The organism is Micromonospora sp. AB353 (genome assembly GCF_049538395.1).
Lineage (GTDB): Bacteria > Actinomycetota > Actinomycetes > Mycobacteriales > Micromonosporaceae > Micromonospora > Micromonospora aurantiaca.
This window is the reverse complement of the sequence record NZ_JBMVFV010000072.1, coordinates 1-19,093: the sequence shown is the minus strand read 5'-3', so window position 1 is coordinate 19,093 and position 19,093 is coordinate 1. Positions and strand designations below refer to the sequence as shown.

Below are 19,093 nucleotides of genomic sequence, written 5' to 3'. Positions count from 1 at the left end.
CCATGCCGGCTCATGCCTTGGCGAGGGCGCAGAGCGTTTCGGTGGTCGCCGGGTCGGCAGGGAAGAAGGCCTCGACGGCCAGCCCGGCGACTGTGACATCCTGCGGCGCGCCGACGAGGGTGGTGGTGCTGAACAGGGACAACTCCCAGTCGTTGTGGCGGTACCGGAGCGGGATGACCACGCGCGAAACGGCGTCGCTGATCGGTGCCCCATGGCCGCTGCCGCCGGGATAGCCGCGAAGCTCCTCGTGCAGTTCGTACAAGACCGGGTCGTTGGTTGTCACGGCCTGCCGGCGCAGCCGGTGGAGCAGGTGGGCGCGCCACTCAGGCAGGTTGAGGATTCGCCGGGCCATGCCGTCAGGGTGCAGGCTGAGCCGCAGCACGTTGATCGGTGGAGTGAGGAGGTGGGGCTCGGCACCTGCGGTGAGCGTTCGCGCAGCAGGATGCGGCGTAGGTAGTCCTGCTCGACCAGGGCGCAATCCCGGCCGTGCCGGCGTCGCAGCTCGCGGGCGATGCTGCTCTTGCCCGAGCCGGAGTCGCCCCGGATGCAGACGAGGATCGTGTCCGGGCTGCCGGTGGGTTCAACGAGCACGATCCCTCCTCGGATTCACTCGTCGCGCACGGTGAGATCGAGGGCGGTGATGGTCAGTTGGGTGAGGTCAGGAAGTTGGTCCTCGCCGAGCGTGACACCGCGCAGGTTGTCCAGCGGCGCCTTGAGACCGTGGATGCGGCTGCCCCGCAGGTCGGCCCCGTCGAGGAGGCAGGAATCCAGTTCCAGACCGGCAAGGTCACATGACCGCAGCGCGATACGCGGTAGCCGGCAGGAAGACCACGCGCCGTTTGTGAGAGCGCAGTCGGTGAACGCGACCGAGCCGGCGGCGGTGACGCGCTGGAGGGTGGCGTAGTCGAAGCGGCAGCCGTCGAACAGGACGTCCTTGAGGCGTACGTCGGTGAGTCTGGTGCCGGTGAACCGGGAGCCGGTGATCGCGCAGCGTTCGATGGTGATGCCGGTCAGGGTCGCGCCGGAGAAGTCGGTGCGGGTGATCTCGCAGCCGTTAAGGCTGCCGGCTTCCCAGGTGCTCTCGCTCAGGTTCACGCCGGTGATCAGGCTGCTGCGGATGCTGATGTCCTCGAGGTGCGAGCCGTGCCGCGCGGCACCCTCGACGAGGGCCTCGGTGAGGCTGCCGGCCAGGTCCGTGGCGGTGTCGAGGTCGTCTGGTTCGAGGTCCGGCAGCAGGATCTTCACGTCGCCGATCGTGGTGGTGCGCATGTGTCCTCAACCTGTGTGGGCGCGGGGTGGGCACGCCACCCCGCGCGTCCCGTGGTGGGGTATTACTTCTTCTTGTTCCAGTTGTCCCATCCGGGTCGGCTGTCGAACTTACCCTTGTTGTCCCAGGTGGGGCGGTTGTCGAACTTCGCCGCATCGATTGACGCTACCGATCGTTCCGGGTCGACGCCGAGGCGGGCGAGTTGCTCGGGTGCGGCGTTGACGAGGGTCGCGAGGGCGTTGGTCATGGGGCTCCTCCTTGAGGGGTGAAGTGCTCTGCGGCGGCGCGGACGAGGGCCTGTCGGGTGGTCCGGCAGTGGTTCGTTTCCCGGGCGGTGAATGTCGCGTGCTCGAAGTAGCGGTTGCCGGCCTGGGCGCCACGGCAGAAGTCGTAGAAGGCGCAGTGGTCGGCGCAGCCGTTGAGGGCAGTGACGAACTCGGCGACGTAGTCCAGGTCGGCGGCACGGGCGAGCATGGCGGTTATCGGCTGATGGAGGACGTTGCCGGCGATGAAGTCGCCGTATCGCGGCTCGGTGATGCCGAGCAGCTCCGGTGACAGCAGCACCACCTGCCCGTCCCAGGAGACGGTCGGGATCGGCTCGTACGGCGCGTGGTCGACGTGACCAGCGCGGGTGGCGGCAAGGTAGTCGGCGAGCCGGTCCACGTCGCGGATCCGCAGCGGGCTGCCGCCGACGCGACGTGCGATGAGGTGCTGCCAGAACCGGTACGCGGCATCCTCCGACACCGGCGCCCGGTCGGCGACCTCCTGCTCTTCGATGTTGAAGCCGACCGACTGACAGCCGGGCAGGCCGGTGAAGAAGTCGACGAGGGCTTCCGCGTGGTCGATGGTTTCCGGGGTGACCACACAGATCACCGAGTACGGCACCCCTGCGTCGGCCAGGGTCTGCATGCCGCGCAGGGTACGGGCGTCCGTCGGGTTGCCGGCCCGGTCGAGGCGGTTACGGTTCAACGCGCGCGGTCCGTCGATGCTGACCCCGACCTCGAACCCGTAGGTGGTGAACAGCTTGCACCACTGGCGGTTGATCAGCGTCGCGTTCGTCTGGATCTCGTGACGCACCAGCCCCGCGCGCCGCAGCTCCTCGAACGGGGAAAGTAGTTCCCGGAACCGCCCGATGGGTGTGGCGGTGGGTTCGCCCCCGTGCCACACGACACTCACCGGATGACCGCTGTTCTGGTGGGCGATCGACTCGGCACAGGCCCGCGCGATCGCGCCGCTCATCAGGCGTAGGGATCTCCGGTCGGGCAGGTAGCAGTAGGTGCAGTCGAGGTTGCAGAAGCTCGTCGGCTGCACGACCAGGGTGTGGAAGCCGTCGGCGATCGCCGGCTGGCCGGTGGCGTTGATGCGGCCGATGCCGTTCACGAGGAGCCCTGCTCGGTGCTGAAGTCCGTGGTGGTGCTGACGCAGTAGGCATGGGTGTGGCGGGCGGGCCAGCCGAGGAACCGGTCGAACATGTCGGCGGCGCTGCCCGTGACGCTCGGGTTCAGCCGGTGCAGGTCGTCGATCGCGTCGTGCAGGCAGCCGGCCAGGTAGAGGTACAGGCTCACCGGCACTTCTCGATACTCGGCCAGGAGCGCGAGCTTCGCCGCTCCGCAGGGCCACGGCTGCCCGCACCGGCGGCACAGCCACAGCGGGCGCATCGGCAGATGCTCCACCTCGGTTGGCGTGGGCCGGTTCGCCGCGAGACGGCGCTGCTGGCCGGTCACCGGCGACCGCCCTCGCGGGCCTGCTGCTCGAACAGCCGACGCCATACAAAGGTGAGCAGCGGCGGGTCAGCGGGCCACACCTGCCCCGGCGAGGCCGTCCACCTGCTCTCGGGGCACCGGGACCGGCCGGCCACGGCGTTACGCGAGACGCACACCGTCATGCCGCCACCCCCACCGGGGACGATGAGCGGCGGGCTCGCCGGGGAATGGCGAGCCCGCCGCCGCACCACGGCGGCTGGGAGCAGACCGCCGATCACCCACCCGCGCAGCCCTCATGGCGGTACGCAGGCGGGGAAAGCGCCGAGACAGTTCGCTCCCGGACAGGTCGAACCGGCGGCCCCAGCCGTGGTGTGGTGCGCCGCTCATCGATCCCTCCATCCGCAGCTCCCTGTCAGTCATCCCGACACCGGCATCGACACGCGCCGGTGATCCGGGGTGAACTGAACGTAGGGGCGGCCGGTACGGAGGACCGGGAAAATCCGTACCGGGTCCGGCGGCCTTCAGCGGGCAGGGTGATGGTGTGCGAGGGATGACGGACGACATGACGATCGGCCAGCGCGTCGCCTTCTACCGGCGTCGGCGAGGGCTCTCCCAGGAGGTGCTGGCCGGTCTGGTCGGCAAGACGCAGGAGTGGTTACGCAAGGTCGAAACGAATCGGGCTGACCTGGATCGACTGTCGGTCATCCGCGCGATCGCCAAGGCCCTCGACGTGTCCCTTGGCGACCTGATCGGTGCACCGAGCCTGTTCGAGTGGTCGGACGACTCAGGGCGCGAAACCATCCCGGCCTTGCGTGCCGCGCTTCACGACTATCGCCACCTCGCGCCGGCGCTTGCCAGCACGGGGGACGTCGAGGCCCCCGCCCTGCGCGAGATCGAGAACGACGTCGCCGAGATCTGGACCGCCTACCAGCACTCCCGGTACGGCACCCTCGCCCGCCGACTGCCCTACCTCATCCACGACTGCCTCACCGCCACCGAGGCGTACGACGGAGACGACGGCCAGCGCGCGCACGCGATGACCGCCTACGCCCACCAGCTCGCCGCGTTATTCCTCACCAAGCTGGGCGAAGGTGACCTCGCGTGGACCGCCGCCAGCCGAGGTCTGGCCGCCGCCAACGCCAGCCACGACCACGTCGTCATCGGCTCACTCAGCCGCTCCGCCGCGCACTCACTGGCGTCCATCGGTGAGTACGCCCAAGCCCGCGGCCTCGCCGCAACGGCGGCGCAGTTCCTGGAACCACGGCTCGCCAAGCCGACTCCGCAGCTGCTGTCGGTCTACGGCAGCCTGCACCTCGTCTGCGCCCTGGCCGCCGCCCGAGACGACGACCGCGCCTCGGCCGACACCCACATCACCGAGGCCGATGCCGCCGCGCAGCGGCTCGGCGCCGATGGCAACCACGTGTGGACCGCGTTCGGGCCGACCAACGTGTCGATCCACAAGACGACCGTGGCGATGGAACTGGGCGACGTGCAACGCGCCATCGCCATCGGCGCCCCACTCGACACCAGCGCCGTGCCCGTCGAGCGGCAGGTTCGGCACGCCATCGAAACCGCCCGAGCCCTCGCGCGGTGGAACCGCATCGACGACGCGCTCGCCGCACTCCTGGACGCCGAGGTCATCGGCCCCGACCAGGTGCGTTACCACCGGCTCTCCCGCGACCTCGTCCGGGATATCCTCACCCGCCCCCGGCCACCACGACTGGCCGTCGAACTCAGCGACCGGATGGGCGTCCGGTCGGGAGGGCCGCGCTGGTAGCTGGGCTCAGATCAGCCGGCTCGTGTAGCCAGCCGCCACCAAGCGCGCGAAGGCCGCCCGTACCTCGTCCGGCATCTCCTGCGGGACAGCGAACCCGCGCTCCGCGTACACCTCGATCCGCTGCGTGTCGCCTACCAACATGTCCACCACCCGCCGCGGGTCACCGATGCTGCTCACATAGTCGTCCAGATCGAGCGGGTTCGACGCGCACACCACCTCGACCTCCGGCCACATGAGCCTGCACGTCGCGTAGGCCCGACGCTGCTGGTACGGACGCGACATGATCAGCACCGACCGCACGGGAATCTCTCGTTCGGCCAGAAGTGCGCGGGAGAACTCGAGGTTCTCGGCGGTGTTCGTGGCACGCGGCTCCACGAGAACGGACTCCGCCGGCACACCGTGCTCAACCGCATACTCGCGATAGTGCACCGCCTCGCCGTCAGGGAACCGCTCGATCGTTGTCGGCGCGTTCGCCCCGGTGAAAACGATCCATGGGAATAGGTCTGCTCGAAACAGCCGCGTTGCGATCACCGCAACGCCGAGGTCATGGCTGCCCAGCCCGATGCCCACGTCGCACGGGCGCAGCTCGTGGTGCATGTCGTGGTATCGCCACAGCGTCTCCACGTCAGCCCGGATCTCGTCTGGGAGCACGTGAGTCGGCACCGCGGTCTGCCGATCCATCAGCACCCGCCGGGTAGGGCAAGCGCTGGAGTTTGATTCACGTCCCGTTCCCTCATGGCGTCAGCGTAGGGCAGGCCGGGGCCGCTCCAGATCAGCTACCGCCCTTCTGTCCACCGCGGGACATTCAGGCAGGGCCGACACCATCAGCGCCATCGGCAGCCGCGCCCTACGTCGGCGCCAACTCGCTTACCTGAACCCACAAACGCCATCTCGCCGCCTCGCGGGCGGCCGTACCGAGCACAAAGCGAGCCGCGCGATCTGCGGCTAGATGAGCGCTTCAGTCGGGGTACGAAGATCGACTTCCCTTCTCCGGCGCAGAAGGGAAGTTCAGTGGGGAGACCTGGAGGGGCGCCTGGAGCCGTCGACACTCAAAACGGGGTTTGTGAGACGTTTTCCATGATCACTGGCCTCCGCCCACCGAGCTGATCCAGGAACCACCGACAGCCGTGACCCGGCAACCCGACCACACGGCGCACCCGGCCGCCACCAACCGGCGTCCCGGAACACCCTGCCGCGTCCTACTGGCACCAACGCGGTCCATCGGCTCCCGAGCACCCACCGAGCCACCACCGTCGACATGCAGACACGGAAAAGGCCCCGACCCGGTGTGGACCACCAGGTCAGAGCCTTGATCGTTGGTGCGCCGCCAGGGACTCGAACCCCGAACCCGCGGATTAAGAGTCCGCTGCTCTGCCAGTTGAGCTAGCGGCGCTCGCTGACAACGGGACGAGACGTTAGCATGCCCGCCGGCCACCCCCGAAATCCAGGGTCGGCCTCACCGCACCGCCAGCGTGACCTGCCCGGTCGCGGCCCCGGACGGGTCCACCACCAGGGTGTACGCCCCGGACGCCGGCAGCACCGCCGGCCCGAGTTCACCGGCCCCGTTGATCACACAGCCGGTGGTGACTGTGCTCCCGTCGGGCGCGCGCAGCGCCAGCACGCCGCACTGGTCCGGCAGGTCGGAGGCGGTCGCGCTCACCGTCACCGACGTGCCGGCGACGGCGGTGAACCGGTAGCCGGTGATCGCGCCGGGCCGGTCCACCACGGCGACGACAGGTGGCCCGCCGAGTGCGATCGTCGCCTCCCGGTCCCGGCTGGTGACCACCCGCAGCGTGGTCGTGCCGGTGCCGCGTTCGGTGGGGTCGACCACCACCGTGTACGTCCCGTCGGCGGGCAGCAGCGTGCCGTCGATCTCACCGGTGCCGTTGATCACGCAGCCGCTGCGCAGCAGCCGCCCCTCCGCGTCCCGCAGTTCCAGCGGGGAGCACTGGTCGGTGAGGCTGCTCGTGGGCACCTCCACGTAGACGCGCTCAGCCGCGCGCCCGCTGAACCGGTAACGCGCCCGCGCGCCGGGTTGTGCGACTGTCGCGGTGACCGCCGGGCCGTTCGGTTGCAGTGTCCCGTCGCTGTCCCGGGCCGCGTACACCCGCACGGCCGCGCGGCCGGTGTCGCCTGGCGCGGCGACGACCCGCAGCGCGTACGTGCCGGTGGCGGTGAGGTCGACGCGGTCGACGTATCCGGCGCCCTTGATGTTGCAGCCGCTGGCGATCTCCCGTCCGCCCGGTTCGGTGAGCACGTACGGAGAGCAGCGGTCCCCGATGCCCGGCGCGGTGGCGTCGACGAAGACGGCGTCCCCGGCGCGGGCGGCGAACGTCAGCGGCTCCCCGCCGGGGGTGAGCGTGGCGGTGGCGACGGGTACGGCGGTGATCGGGGTGGCGGCCGGTGGGGCGACCTGTTCGGTGCTCGCGCCGGCGACGGCGAACTCGGGTCGGCCGCTCACCGCGACGTCGAAGACGCATTCGGTGAGCTGGGCGGGCGCGGTCACGCCGGCCCAGCGGCAGACCTGTTCGGCCGCCGCGCGTCGGGCCGGGTCGAGGTCGCCGACGGTGACCTCCCGTTCCGGGAACGCGCGGTCGGTGAACGTGCCGGTGTCCTGCCCGTCGTCGTAGTGCAGCAGCGAGCGGTCCCTGGTGATCCGCCAGCTGTCCGCGTACGCGGGATAGAGCTTCGCGAACGGCACCGGCTGGGCCAGTGCCGCCCCGGAGGCGGGCGCGATGTCGTCGGCCGGGTCGCCGTCGAAGTCGCCGAGCAGTCCGCGTACCTTCCCGGCCCTCCCGTCGGCCAGCCGCACCAGGATTCGGTAGCCGTAGCGGCCGATCTGGTCCACCGCCGCCGCGGACCCGTCCGGCCACGTCACGTCGTACCCGTCGGCGGGGCCGGTGTCCGACGGGCGGCGGGTAAGGGTGCCGCCGACGGCCAGGTCGGTGCGGTCCGGCAGCGCGGCCGGCGACGCGCCGTCGACGTGCACGCGGGTGCCGCCGTCGGTGAGGGTGAGCGCGACGCGGTGCGCGCCGATCCGGAACGCGACAGCCGAGTTGACCGAGGCGGTCCGCGTGCCCGCCATCGGGGTCTGCCGGACCTGCACCTCCAGCGGGTCGCCGCCGGTGGACGCGACCAGCGTGAACTCGCCGACGGCCTGGAAGTCGTAGGCGACCCGGTCGAACGTGACCAGGTGCGGGTCGCCGTTGCTGCCGCCGCAGTCGGCGCCGTCCTCGCAAAGCTTCACCGGGCCCTTCGGCGGCGGTGTCTTCTTGGCCGGCTTCTTGCACTCGTCGAGGTTCTTCGGCAGCGTCTTCCCGTCGTACTCGGTGCGCGGCGGCAACCCCTTCGCCGCCCGGTAGCGGTTCTCCGCGAGCGTCGCCTTCACCTCGGCGGTCCGGATGCCGGTGCCGCCACACTCGCCCTGCGGCACGGCGTTGCGGGAGATGTCGTCGGCGTGGTTCAGCTCGTGGTAGAGCGCGGCGCAGGGGTCGCGGGCCACCCCGTCGCCGTACGGGTCGGTGGAGGTCGGATTCCACGTGACGGTCGAGGAACCCTTGCCGTCGGCGCTGTCCGGCGTCTCGAACGCGCCGGAGCCACCAGTGGTCGGGATGATCCGCACCCGGGGACTCTTCTTGTCGCGCAGCCGGGGCAGCAGGCCGGACGGGTCACCGCCGGGTAGCGCGAACCCGGCCAGGCAGCCGTCGACAGCCGCCTGGAAGTCGACGCCGCTGACCGGCACCCCGGCGTTCGGGTCGACGCCGTAGTCGGCCCGCGCCGGCCGAGCACCACCGCCGACGTATGCGCCGACGGCCACCAGCAGCACCAGGGCCACGGCGGCGGCTGCCGGCCGGCGTCGTCGGCGTACCAGCAGCAGCACGACCAGCGCGACGACGAGCAGCGCGAGTGCTCCCCCGCCGACGAGCCAGAGCCAGCGCCGTCCGGGACCGCCGTCGCCGGACACGGTGAACGTGGCGGTCCGCAGCGCGCTCGCGCCCGCGCACGGGTTCGTCGCGCCGGTGACCGGCAGCGTCACGTAGCCGGCGGTCACCTCGTACCGGCCGGGTGCGCCGACCGGCCAGAGCGTGTCCAGCCCACCGCCGTCCGGGGTGGCGGCCACCGAGCGGAGCACGACCTCGCCGTCGCGCAGCCGTACCCCGGTCAATCCCACGGCAGCGGTCGCTCCCGGCTCCACAGTGGTGAGCCCGGCGGTGGCGGCGGCGCCGATCCCGTCCTCGAAGAAGCTGCGGGCCAGCGTCGGCTCGACGTCGCGCCCGTCCCGGCGTACCCCCGTGACCTGCACGGTGCCGACGGGCCCGGTGGCGAGCGCGCACGCCGACCCGGTGGTGTTCGTGACGGTGAGATCGAGGCGGACCTGGTCCCCGGCCCGGTAGTCGGTCTGGCCGGGCCGCAGGGCCAGGCCGAGGCCGCCGTCGGCGGGCGCCGCGGCGCCGCTCGCCGCCCCGGTCGCCAGAGCGGTCACGAGTACGCCGAGCGCCGCCACCAGCCGCAGGGTCCACCTCATGGTGCGGACTGTAGAAGCGGGTAGGCCGGTTTCCGCGCGGTCTGTCGGGGACCGGTCGAAGCCGTATCCTGCTGGTGATGAATGTCTTCGGCACGGTCGCCGACCTGTACGAGCGCGCGCGGCCGGGATATCCGCCGGAGATCGCCGGGTCGATACTCACCTACCACGGCGGCGCACCGGCGTCGGTGGCCGAGGTCGGCGCGGGCACCGGTAAGGGCACCGAGGTGCTGGCCCGCCTCGGTGCGCCCCTGACCTGCGTGGAGCCCGACGCGCGAATGGCGGCCCGGCTGGCCGGGCGGTTCCCGGAAGCGCGCATCGAGGCGACGACGTTCGAGCGATGGTCGCCGCCCGCCGGCGGGGTGGACGTGCTCGCCTGCGCGATGGTCTGGCACTGGCTGGACCCGGCCACCCGCAACGCCCTGGCCCGGCGCGCCCTGGCGCCCGGCGGCACCCTCGCCGTCTTCGGGCACCGCTACGACTACGCCGACGCCGCCCAGCAGGCCGCCGTCCGGGCCGCACTACGATCCGTCGACCCGACCGTCCGGGAACGGCCCGTCGACTGGTTCCATCGGGACATCCTCGACAGCGGGCAGTTCGACGACGTACGCCGCGAGGTGTTCCGGCGGGAGCTGCCGCTGGACAAGGAGCGGTACCTGGCGCTGATGCGCACGTTCGGGCCGTACCTGTCCCGCACACCGGAGCAGCAGCGACGCGGGATCGCCGCGCTGGACCGGCTGGTCGACGACTTCGGCGGCACCGTCGTGCTCGACCTGCGAACCACGCTGGTGCTGGGGCGGGCCGATGCTCGGTGACCGGTGGGGTGTCTCCGACGACGAGACACGTCGCCGGTATCCGTGCGACGACGTCGTTCCCGCGCCCAACCTGCGGGCCTGGCGCGGGGTGAGCGTGGACGCGCCACCTTCCGCCGTGTGGCGGTGGGTCGCCCAGATCCGGCTCGCGCCCTACTCGTACGACTGGATCGACAACCTCGGCCGCCGCTCACCGCAACGGTTGGTGGACCTTCCCGAGCCGGTGGTGGGCGAGGCGTTCACGACTGCCGGCGGACGGCGTCGGGGCCGGATCCTCGCGGTCGAGCCGGGACACCACCTCACCGGCGAGATCATGGGCGCGGTTCTGTCGTACGTCCTGGTGCCCGACGCTGGGAACACCACCCGCCTGCTGCTCAAGGTGGTGATGCGGACGAACCCGGTGATCGCCCTCGGCGGCTGCCTCGGCGACCTGGTGATGGCCCGCCGGCAGTTGCTGAACCTCAAGCAGCTCGCCGAGTCCGGCGACGGGCCGGCTCGCTGACCGTCGTGGCTAGACCCCCGGATACGTTCACGACCGGCAGAGGTTCTCGACCTACGCTACGCCGATGGCCGGGCTGGTCAGTGGCTCTCCTTACCCTGATGACGGTCATCGGTCCATTGCTGTGGTGGATCGGCGTGGGCACCGCATCTGCACCCTGCTCAGCATCTGCCAGCAACCGGTGCGCGCAACTCCGCACTTCGTTCTCGCCCGGTTCGCGCTATCGAAACTCCCCCAGCCGGTTCATCAACGTCATCCGGAGAGCTGGTGAAGAGTTCAACTCCGGTTGACGAGATTGCGTACGACGAGTCGCCGTCGAAATCAACCGTGAGGCCGCCCTGAGTCAACTCCTCCAGCACAGCCGCGAGAGGCCTTCCGGTTAATTGGGTTCCACCAAGCGATACGGCCGTTTCGCCTCCGATCTCTATGAAGACGAGGCGGTCCATCTCGTCGTAGGACAGCATGACCATTCCATCTGCATAGATGTCCGTCATCCCCGCGCCCGGCACTCGCTCGAAGGCCTTGTAGCTTCCGAGCCGCTCACGGTGACTGGAACGGCTCTCCCCGAACCGGGCACGATCAAGGCCGATCCCAGGCAGGACTTCCAACACGCTTGGACCCTCCGGCACGGCCGAGCCCCTTTCGCTCTCCCACACTGCGATCAGCCCAGTCTCCATGGCCGCACCATGCCGAACGAAGCATCAACATGGACTGAGACCGATCGGCAGCTGCCGATCATCCATATCGCGTCATCATACTTCCGGCCAGGTTCTGCTCCGAATGTCGCCCACGTCCACAGCGCTGCTGGCTCTCGCCCACCGGCGCAAGGGGCGACGCCCACATCCGACTCTCCGGCCAGTTCGAGATCGGCGACGCCGCCGTGCGGCGCTACGTACAGAAGCGACAACCACCCTTGCGGCGGTAGCGAACAATCTGGCCGCCGTCATGCAACGGATCCGCCGGCTGCCTTCGCGGCCCTGGATGGCACCCCTGCCCCGATCGACCGGTCGCCAACCTGCCTCCACGCTCTCCGGGAGGCGCCAGCACCACAGCGTGTACGTGCACGTCATCGCCGTCGCCGCCGACCGGCTCTGACCGGCGGAGATGTGGCGAACTTCGTCGACGTGGGCTACCCGACGCCGCCACCCGCGATGTTGTCGACCTTGGCGGTGGTCGTGTCCCTGCGCTCCGCTCTTCGGGCGCTGCTGCACCTCTTTCGTTGCCCGAGCGGCTGGTGCCCCGGAATGCGCGATTGATAGCTTTTGGCCCGAGACATCAACCCTGCAACTCAGGGCAGTTGAAGGTCGATTCCGAATCCGCCAGCCTTCGCCTCAGCCATTGCAGCTCATGGAACGACCGACTATATGGTTGGCGGGCGAAGCCCAGCATGAGTTCCTCGATCAGTTGCAGGGCTTCGTGGCCTCTGCCGTAGCTCACCAAGGCCAAGGGAAGCCGCCATTCGAAGTGCTTACCCCCACTGAACCGCCGCTGCCGCAACAGATCGTTGATCAGTAGATCGGGGGTCACATGGGAGACAATGTCGACGAAAGAGTCGATGTGCCGTGCGATCGATATAGCAACAGCTTCAGGCCCCGCATGGCCGGGCAAATGGATGCCGACGTCTCGCAGTCGGCCGACTGCGACGCTAACAGTGGCAGTGAAGAGTTCAGGCGGATCTGCGCCGATCAATCGGCAGTACGCCCGCTCGACGGGAATAAGCAAGAAGTCGATCCACGGCCGGACGACCATCTGCTCAGCCGAAACTACCTGAAAGCGCAGCCGTCCAAGGACATCCCTCCCGCCGCTCAGACTGAATGTCAAGTGGTCGAAGGGGGCCAGACCTGCAGCACTCGCCTGCCGCCAGATCTCGGCTGCGGTTGCGGTTGCAGCGGCCGAACCGAGATCTGGCGCTTCTACCGGCGGAGGCGGAGCCGCGGACCACCACCATCGGGAAGAGATGGTTGACGCATCCCTGAGCCCACGGCGCTGCCTCTCATCGACCACGTACACCGCCGCAGCAAATCGATCTACAGACGGGTGACGCAGCCGGATAACAGATTCTATGCAATCGCGCGCCGCCAGACGCGACAGAGCCTCTCTTCGCCCTGTCAACTCGGAGGAAAAGCTCCTCCAACAATCCAGCAGCCTTCCCGGCGCGATGAACAACAGTCCTCCTACTTCCTGAGCTCCTTGAGGAATTCGGCTTCTGGATTATCCGCCTTGAAGTAGGTCACGATGCCGTTGTCGCCCAAAACGCCGAGTTCCCGCGTTTTAGTGTTCACCCGCACGAGCGCGCCATCTGAATCTCGCCGTTGCTGCTGCGTGCCAGCGGTGGCGGCATCACAGAGAAAACGTTGTGCGCAGCTGGCGTAATCATCGAGAGCCAGGTCGACATCGCCATCGTTCCTATCCAAGATCTCCCTCATGTCACCGACGCCGCCAGGCTTATCCACGCCCATCACGTGCTTGTCGAAGTGCTCGAACAAGTTGGCGTCACTCGTCCAGTCGCAATTGTGCACCAACACCGAGGTGTTGCCTGCGAGCACATAGTACGTGTGGATGTCGTCGACCGTGAGGTTGTAGACCCGCGCCGGTTCCGTCCACTGTCGGGTCGCGCTGATCTGCACGTGGGTGCCGGCCGAGGTACGCAGCCACTGACCGGCCCGCAGATCGGCGGCGTCGACCCACTCGTCCAAGCCGGGTACCCAGAACGGGTGGTTGTCGGTGGCGACCACGCGCTCAGTGGCGTCGCCGCTGTCACCGTCGGGATCGATGGTGACTTCGACCAGGTTCTTGCTGCCCTGACCGATGATGGTCGCCACCACCGGCTTGATCGTCGTCTTGCCGGTCACCGGATCGGTCACCAACACCATGTCGCCGGTCTTGACGTCCTCGATCGGCTTGCGCGATCCGTCGGCCATCACCACCAACGTGCCGGGCACGAAGCTGTTCTTGCACTTGATCAATGCCTTGGCGCTGCCGACCAGATCGCCGAGCAGGCCCTTGACGCGACTGGTCAGGTTGGCGAGTTTCTTCCACTTCCATGGAGCGCCGTATCTGACGGCCAGCTTGCCCAGCGCACCGCCGATCGCCGCACCCGCGACGTTGACTGCTGTGGCCAGGCAGCCGCCCATGTCGCCCTTGAGGAAGCAGTCCAGGGCATCGGTGATGCCCAACTCGTCCATCAGGATCTTCGCCAGGGCCTTGGCGGCGTTGAGCATCTTCGCCTTGGCCGCGGCGATCCGCCGCTGCCTCTCCTTCTCCGCCGCCGCCCGCGCGGCCGCGGCCCGCTCCTCCGCTGATGCCCGCGGGTTGTTGTGGACGTTGATCGTGGGCTCGTCCGGGTCGTACGCGCCCGAACAACCACCGCACCCGTCGTTGTGGCCCTTGACCTTGTGGTAGTTGCCGTACATGTCCTCGTAGTCGGCGCCCGGCCCGCAGGCGTCGTCGGAACAGGCCTTGAGGCCGTCCGGGTCGGAGAACGAGATCGGGTTGTTGTTGGCGTACGCGTACCCGTTCATCTGCTGCGGGTCGTTGACGTCGATGATCGGGTCGACCGAGATGAACCGGCCGGTGATCGTGTCGTACTCCCGCGCGCCGATGTTGACCAGGCCTGTCGTGGAATCGATGTTCCCGTTGACGAAGCCCTTCTCCGTCGGCCACTGACCTGGCGACGCTCCCCGGTTCTCGCCGTACGGGGTCATCCGCCGATGCGTGACAGCGCCGCTCTGGTCCACGACTGCCTGGCCGGTGCCGTGGTGATCGTTCGCGACGTACCGGAGGCCGTCCACCTTGCGGACCAGGCTCGCCCCGCCCGGAAGCGAGTAGTACCGGGTGGCGTCGGTGGACCGGGTCTGGTGGTTCAGCCGGATCTCCATGCCCGGCAGGTAGAGCGTGGTCGAAGCCGGCTCCTTGCGGAGCATCCGGGAGCCGTCGACGTCATAGAGGAAGCTGGTCTTCTTGCCGGCTTCGGTGACCGACTCGAGGTTGCCCTCGGCGTCCCAGACCAGGGTCTGGTCCTCACCGGCCCTCGTCCGCTTCTTCGTGTTGCCGGCCGCGTCGTACTCGTACGAGTACAGCCGGTCACCCTGCGGAGTCTTCTCCGTCATCTGGCTCAGCGTGTGCGGCTGCGCCTGGCCCGCGGCGGGATAGGTGTAGCTGCGCTCGATGAGCGGAGTGCCGTTGCTCCCGTACTGGACCTCGGTCTTGCGGTTGCCCGTGACGTCGAAGGTGTAGGCGTGGTGGTACGGGGCCACGCCGCCCACCCCGGTGACCGAGGGCCCGCCGGCGCACGGGTCGGTCGCGGTGCTCGCCGACGTCCAGGCCCGCTCCATCCGGCGCAGGTAGTCGTACGTGAAGCACTGCGTGTCCTGCGTCCCGGACGGGTTGTTGGCGATCCGCAGGATGTTGCCGGACTGGTCGTAGGTGTAGCGGGCGTCGATGTCCACGACCGGGGCCGACTCGCGGTCCAGCCGTTGCCGGGTGAGCCGCTTGGAGCCCTGCTCGTACTCGTAGGTCGACCAGACCTTCCGGGTGCCCACCCGGGCCTCGGTCTGCAGGACCTCGCCGGTGCCGGCGTACTCGACGTCGGTCAGGTAAGGGGCGTCACCGGTCGCCGCGGTCAGTCGCTCGAGATCGTCGTAGGTGTAGGCGACCGTCTCGAACGGCAGCCCACCGCCGTCCGACATGCTCAGCGACTGGACGCTGCCGTCCCGGTTGTACTCCGTGCCGAAGGTGTAGAAGCCGGCCAGTTCGGCACCGGCGTGCTCGGGCACGGAGTAGTAGGTGGCGTGCGGCCGGTAGAACTCGTCGTAGATCGAGAAGTACGTGGCGTACTCGTGCCCGTCGATCCAGCGGCTCGTCGAGGAGAGCTCACCGAGCATCTCCAGGTCGTACGTCCAGCTGCTCAGCAGCTCCCCGGTGTCGGCGGCACCCTTGTAGACGGCGATCTTGCGGCCGATCTCGTCGTACTTCGTGCTGATCGTCTGGTTGAGGGCGTTCGTGGTGCTGGTGAGCCGGTCCAGGTCGTCGTAGCCGGACGTCGACGTGCCGGCGTCCGGGTCGGTCGACTTCGTCTTGCGGCCCAACTGGTCGTACTCGTGGGACCAGACGTTGCCGGCCGGGTCCTTGACCGTCTTCAACTGCCCGGCGTGCGTGTAGGTGTACTCGGTCTTGTCGAAGTCGCCCGTCGGACCGCTGCCCTTGTACTGCCGCAGTTCGGTGGTCTTGCCCAGGGCGTTGGTGATCGAGGTCGTCGGGGTGCCGCCGGCCGGCGGGTCGACCGAAACCCGGTCGCCGCCGTAGGTGGTCGTGGTGCGCCACTTCTCGTTGCCCGCGACCGCGAAGATCTCCGCCGTGACCCGGTCCGCGCCGTCGTAGACGTACAGCGTCTGGCCGTTGACGTCACCGTTGACGGCCGGGTAGATCACGTCCGTGGGCGTGCCCGCCACCGTGTACGTCGCGTACGTCTTCGCCAGCTGACCGGTGCCGGTGTAGAAGGTGTCGGCGACCGTACGGGTGCCGTCCGGGCCCTCCGACTGCACCTGGCGGGGCCGGAGCAGACCGTCGTGCAGCTTGTACTCGACGCTGTAGGAGCCGTCGTTCTGCCGCCGCTCGGTCTTGATGGCGACCGGCTTGTCGGTGCGGACCAGGTAGCTGTAGCGGATGCTCGGCTCCAGCCCGCTGGCGCCCGTCCGGTCCGGCATCCAGACCTTCGCCAGCCGGCCCAGGGCGTCGTACTCCAGGACGCTCTTGAGGCCGTTCTGGTCCACCTGGCCGACCGGCACACCCCACGCCGGGGCGTAGTCGGTGGTGGTGACGAACTGCAGCGGGTTGGTCTCCTTGACCTTGGTGGTCAGGCCGTTGGTGTCCGTGTACACGGTCTTCGTGACCCGGCCCAGCGCGTCGACGGCGGTCAAGGGCCGGCCGTACGCGTCGAACGTGCCCTCCGAGGCGCGGATGTAGGTGGCCGTCGTGCCGTTGTGGCTCTTGAGCCGCTCGGTCCGGGTCGGGTTGCCCAGCGTCGGCGCGACGCCGAACGCCTTGCCGTCGTAGAGCGTCCGGGTGTCGGAGATGACCTGCTTGCTGCGGTCGGGGGTGGCCGAGCAGGCCACCGACACCGACTCGACCCGCGACACCAGGCTGTACAGGTGGGCGGCCGCGTTGTCGGCGTACGTGGTCCGGCTGCATGCCTCGTCGCCGGTGACCGCCACGTCACCCTCGTTCTCGGTCTCGGTCACCCGGCCGAAGCTGGTCTCGAAGGTCGAGGTCTGCTTCGTCTCCCGCCACCCTCCGGCGGCCAGGGCGACCAGGCTCCGGGCGGTGGTGGTGTTGATGAACCAGGCCTTCTTGCTGCCCCAGCTGTGGGTCTCCGTCGCGGTGTTGTGCCGCCACGGGACGGCGATGCTCTTGCTGACCGCGTCGGCGCCGTCGTAGACCACGCTCTCCAACTGGTGACCGGAGAACTCGTTGTGGTCGGTGTGGCTCCCGCCGGTCGAGTCGGCGACGCTGACGGTACGCGTGCCGCCGTCCGGATCCTTGTCGCCGTGCATGCCGCGCAGGTAGCGGTACTCCGTCTTGGTCGTCTGGACCTGGCCGTCGCCGGCCGTGACGATCACGCGGCCGTAACCGCGCCAGTCGCTCCAGGTCAGATCCTTCGGATCGGAGATGCCGTCCGGGTCGGCGTGCCGCCAGGCCGCGCCGTCCAGGTACTGGTAGCGGGTCACCATGTCCGGCGCCCCGCCGGTGCGGTCGGTCTCGACGACCTGCTCGACCACGTACTTGTGGAACCAGTCGGTGATCGGGTCGCCGCTGCCGAGCGGGTTCCACTTCACCGGATAGCAGCGCCTGGTGCTGTTGCCCGGCGTGGGCAGCGTGCTCTTGGTGCAGTCCGGGGTGGCGTAGTTGACGTCGATCTGACCGCCGGCGTCGGTCCACACGGTCGCCAGCCGGAAACGGACCAGCGGGGCGATGTTGTCGCCGTCGCGGTCGATCCGGTTGGGCAGTTGCAGACCGCCCAGTTCGACCGACGGCATGGCGATGTCGGCGCCCGGCCCGTAGAGACCGGTGTGGGTGATCTTGTGGAGCCAGAGGGTCCGCGAGCCGTCACCGTTGTCGGTGAGCAGGTGGTCGAGCTTCCAGTTGTCCACCGGCGTCCAGCCGGTGCCCTCGCGGATCTCGGTGGTGATGCCGGTCAGCCGGGCCCGGGTCCAGAACGTCGGGGTGATCTGGTCGAGCTTGCACTTGGTGTCCTTGGCGCAGTTCCGGTCGAACGGCACGTCCGGCCAGTAGGGCGCGGTGGTGGTGTTCAGATCCTGCGGGTCGCAGTCGACGTTGCCGGACGGCAGGCACCGTTCCTTGGTCTCGAAGCGCACCCGGGCGGGGGCGTTGGTCGAGTAGACGGCCTCGTGCCGCTGGCCGTAGTCGACCCGCTTGAGCCAGCCGCCCCGGACGTACGGGACACCGTTGACGTCGGTCTTCTTGCCCCGGGCGTAGTAGTTGATCTCCTTCTCGTAGAAGTACGAGGTGACGTTGCCGTAGCGGTCCTTGACGTAGTCGAGGCTCCAACGCCACGCCTGGTCGCAGTACGCCGACGTGAACGTCGCGTTGTAGCAGGGCTCGCCCGAGTCGTCGCCGTAGATCGGCACGGTCCAGGCCGAGCCGGTCTCCTCCTTGCCGGAGGTCCAGCCGGGAAGCCGGTTCAGGCCGAAGTGGTACTGCGTGCCGTCGGTGGTGGTGACCCGCCAGTACTCGCCGTCGTTGTCACCGTTCACCGCGCCGGTGAGCCGCTCGACCTTCGAGCCGTCGTCGGTCCCGAACCGCCAGGTGTCACCGGTCTTGACCAGTTCCGTCGACTTGCCGTTGAGCAGGATGGTCGCGTTGTCGTACGCCCAGCACTGGTCGGCGTACTGGTCGTGCCCGTCGTCCGAGCAGGGCTTGTACCGGCGCTCGATGTGCCCGGGCTCGTAGTTGAAGCCCTCACCGATCCACGAACCCTGGTTGTTTGTCGTCGCGGTCCGGCCGTCGACCGACTGCGACGAGTAGGCAAGCGCGATCGGCGGCGCGCCGCCGCCCGGCACCGGCGGGCTCCGCAGCGGATAGCTCCAGGAGAAGCCACCCGTGGAGGGGGCCACCGACCACTTCGACGACGGGGACAGCTTCGTCGCGCCGTAGTCGCCCTGCGAGGAGGAGTCGGTGGCGGTCATGGCGAAGAGCGCCCCGGTGGCCGCCTCGGCGGAGAGCGTCTCGGCGGCGTTGTCGTTCGTCGTCGGCAGCGGAACCGGGGCGCACTGGGCCTTCTCCGGCGTGGTCAGCGCGCACTCGGGCAGGCGGACCAGCCGCAGCCGGGCGCCGAAGTCGCCACCGAACGCACCGGCGACCCCGCCGTAGCCGAGGTCGAGACGGACGTTCCCGGCGGCGGCCTGACCGTCGGCCCGGTTGAGCCGGACGATCGGGCCGTCGACCTTGGCCTTCTCCGAGGCCTTCCGGTCGAGCACCTCGATGCGTACCTTGCC

Annotated in this window: 14 protein-coding genes, 1 tRNA gene and 1 pseudogene; 3 read left to right on the top strand and 13 right to left on the bottom strand. The window is 69.1% G+C overall.

Annotation, left to right across the window (positions count from 1 at the left end; genetic code table 11):
* Nucleotides 1–10 precede the first annotated feature (10 nt).
* The 7 genes and pseudogenes from ACPCK6_RS23715 to amcA (ACPCK6_RS23685) all read right to left on the bottom strand — a co-directional run bounded on the left by ACPCK6_RS23715 (nt 11) and on the right by amcA (ACPCK6_RS23685) (nt 3,152).
* Nucleotides 11–382, bottom strand: a complete 372-nt coding sequence (locus tag ACPCK6_RS23715) for an MmyB family transcriptional regulator (RefSeq protein WP_423482269.1) — start codon at nt 380–382, stop codon at nt 11–13.
* A 44-nt stretch (nt 383–426) separates the two neighbouring features.
* A pseudogene (locus ACPCK6_RS23710) lies at nt 427–591 on the bottom strand (kinase); the annotation flags it as partial.
* A 15-nt stretch (nt 592–606) separates the two neighbouring features.
* Nucleotides 607–1,269 (bottom strand): pentapeptide repeat-containing protein, encoded by a 663-nt coding sequence (locus ACPCK6_RS23705; protein ID WP_423482268.1) that lies wholly within the window; start codon nt 1,267–1,269, stop codon nt 607–609.
* Between the two features lie 62 nt (nt 1,270–1,331).
* Complete coding sequence (amcA, locus tag ACPCK6_RS23700; RefSeq protein ID WP_423482267.1) at nt 1,332–1,514, bottom strand: multiple cyclophane-containing RiPP AmcA; 183 nt, start codon at nt 1,512–1,514, stop codon at nt 1,332–1,334.
* Nucleotides 1,511–2,647 (bottom strand): cyclophane-forming radical SAM peptide maturase AmcB, encoded by a 1,137-nt coding sequence (gene amcB, locus ACPCK6_RS23695; protein WP_423482266.1) that lies wholly within the window; start codon nt 2,645–2,647, stop codon nt 1,511–1,513. The genes amcA (ACPCK6_RS23700) and amcB overlap by 4 nt, the downstream gene beginning before the upstream one ends.
* Nucleotides 2,644–2,991: a hypothetical protein gene (locus ACPCK6_RS23690; protein WP_423482265.1), complete on the bottom strand. Its 348-nt coding sequence runs from the start codon at nt 2,989–2,991 to the stop codon at nt 2,644–2,646. Before ACPCK6_RS23690 ends, amcB begins: the two co-directional genes overlap by 4 nt.
* Nucleotides 2,988–3,152, bottom strand: coding sequence for a multiple cyclophane-containing RiPP AmcA (gene amcA, locus ACPCK6_RS23685; protein WP_423482264.1), 165 nt, complete (start codon nt 3,150–3,152; stop codon nt 2,988–2,990). The genes ACPCK6_RS23690 and amcA (ACPCK6_RS23685) overlap by 4 nt, the downstream gene beginning before the upstream one ends.
* Before the next feature lie 368 nt (nt 3,153–3,520).
* Here amcA (ACPCK6_RS23685) and ACPCK6_RS23680 point away from each other — a divergent pair, with 368 nt between their 5' ends.
* Nucleotides 3,521–4,747, top strand: coding sequence for a helix-turn-helix domain-containing protein (locus ACPCK6_RS23680; protein WP_423482263.1), 1,227 nt, complete (start codon nt 3,521–3,523; stop codon nt 4,745–4,747).
* A gap of 6 nt (nt 4,748–4,753) precedes the next feature.
* On the opposite strand, the gene ACPCK6_RS23675 is transcribed toward ACPCK6_RS23680, so the two are convergent.
* From ACPCK6_RS23675 to ACPCK6_RS23665, 3 genes are all read right to left on the bottom strand, one after another.
* Nucleotides 4,754–5,428: a YdcF family protein gene (locus ACPCK6_RS23675; RefSeq protein ID WP_423482262.1), complete on the bottom strand. Its 675-nt coding sequence runs from the start codon at nt 5,426–5,428 to the stop codon at nt 4,754–4,756.
* Between the two features lie 636 nt (nt 5,429–6,064).
* A tRNA-Lys gene (locus ACPCK6_RS23670) sits at nt 6,065–6,140 on the bottom strand.
* 63 nt (nt 6,141–6,203) lie between these two features.
* Nucleotides 6,204–9,272 (bottom strand): VWD domain-containing protein, encoded by a 3,069-nt coding sequence (locus tag ACPCK6_RS23665; RefSeq protein WP_423482261.1) that lies wholly within the window; start codon nt 9,270–9,272, stop codon nt 6,204–6,206.
* Between the two features lie 77 nt (nt 9,273–9,349).
* Between ACPCK6_RS23665 and ACPCK6_RS23660 the strand changes: the two genes are divergently transcribed.
* Nucleotides 9,350–10,084, top strand: a complete 735-nt coding sequence (locus tag ACPCK6_RS23660; RefSeq protein ID WP_423482260.1) for a class I SAM-dependent methyltransferase — start codon at nt 9,350–9,352, stop codon at nt 10,082–10,084.
* A complete protein-coding gene (locus tag ACPCK6_RS23655) occupies nt 10,074–10,583 on the top strand; it encodes an SRPBCC family protein (RefSeq protein ID WP_396880165.1) in 510 nt (169 codons plus the stop codon). The genes ACPCK6_RS23660 and ACPCK6_RS23655 overlap by 11 nt, the downstream gene beginning before the upstream one ends.
* 158 nt (nt 10,584–10,741) lie before the next feature.
* Here ACPCK6_RS23655 and ACPCK6_RS23650 read toward each other — a convergent pair whose 3' ends face one another.
* The 3 genes from ACPCK6_RS23650 to ACPCK6_RS23640 all read right to left on the bottom strand — a co-directional run bounded on the left by ACPCK6_RS23650 (nt 10,742) and on the right by ACPCK6_RS23640 (nt 19,075).
* Nucleotides 10,742–11,257, bottom strand: a complete 516-nt coding sequence (locus ACPCK6_RS23650) for a hypothetical protein (protein WP_423482259.1) — start codon at nt 11,255–11,257, stop codon at nt 10,742–10,744.
* A gap of 598 nt (nt 11,258–11,855) precedes the next feature.
* Nucleotides 11,856–12,746 carry a hypothetical protein gene (locus ACPCK6_RS23645; RefSeq protein ID WP_396880163.1) on the bottom strand — a complete coding sequence of 297 codons (891 nt, stop codon included), beginning with the start codon at nt 12,744–12,746 and terminating at the stop codon, nt 11,856–11,858.
* Nucleotides 12,747–12,754: 8 nt separating this feature from the next.
* Nucleotides 12,755–19,075, bottom strand: a complete 6,321-nt coding sequence (locus ACPCK6_RS23640; protein ID WP_423482258.1) for a polymorphic toxin-type HINT domain-containing protein — start codon at nt 19,073–19,075, stop codon at nt 12,755–12,757.
* Between the last annotated feature and the right edge of the window lie 18 nt (nt 19,076–19,093).

What these genes read in the sequence shown, in the direction of transcription:
- amcA (WP_423482267.1), bottom strand. Translation starts at nt 1,514, where the DNA reads ATGACCAACGCCCTCGCGACCCTCGTCAACGCCGCACCCGAGCAACTC.
- ACPCK6_RS23705 (WP_423482268.1), bottom strand. Translation starts at nt 1,269, where the DNA reads ATGCGCACCACCACGATCGGCGACGTGAAGATCCTGCTGCCGGACCTC.
- amcA (WP_423482264.1), bottom strand. Translation starts at nt 3,152, where the DNA reads ATGACGGTGTGCGTCTCGCGTAACGCCGTGGCCGGCCGGTCCCGGTGC.
- ACPCK6_RS23655 (WP_396880165.1), top strand. Translation starts at nt 10,074, where the DNA reads ATGCTCGGTGACCGGTGGGGTGTCTCCGACGACGAGACACGTCGCCGG.
- ACPCK6_RS23650 (WP_423482259.1), bottom strand. Translation starts at nt 11,257, where the DNA reads ATGGAGACTGGGCTGATCGCAGTGTGGGAGAGCGAAAGGGGCTCGGCC.
- ACPCK6_RS23665 (WP_423482261.1), bottom strand. Translation starts at nt 9,272, where the DNA reads ATGAGGTGGACCCTGCGGCTGGTGGCGGCGCTCGGCGTACTCGTGACC.
- ACPCK6_RS23660 (WP_423482260.1), top strand. Translation starts at nt 9,350, where the DNA reads ATGAATGTCTTCGGCACGGTCGCCGACCTGTACGAGCGCGCGCGGCCG.
- ACPCK6_RS23675 (WP_423482262.1), bottom strand. Translation starts at nt 5,428, where the DNA reads ATGGATCGGCAGACCGCGGTGCCGACTCACGTGCTCCCAGACGAGATC.
- ACPCK6_RS23680 (WP_423482263.1), top strand. Translation starts at nt 3,521, where the DNA reads ATGACGGACGACATGACGATCGGCCAGCGCGTCGCCTTCTACCGGCGT.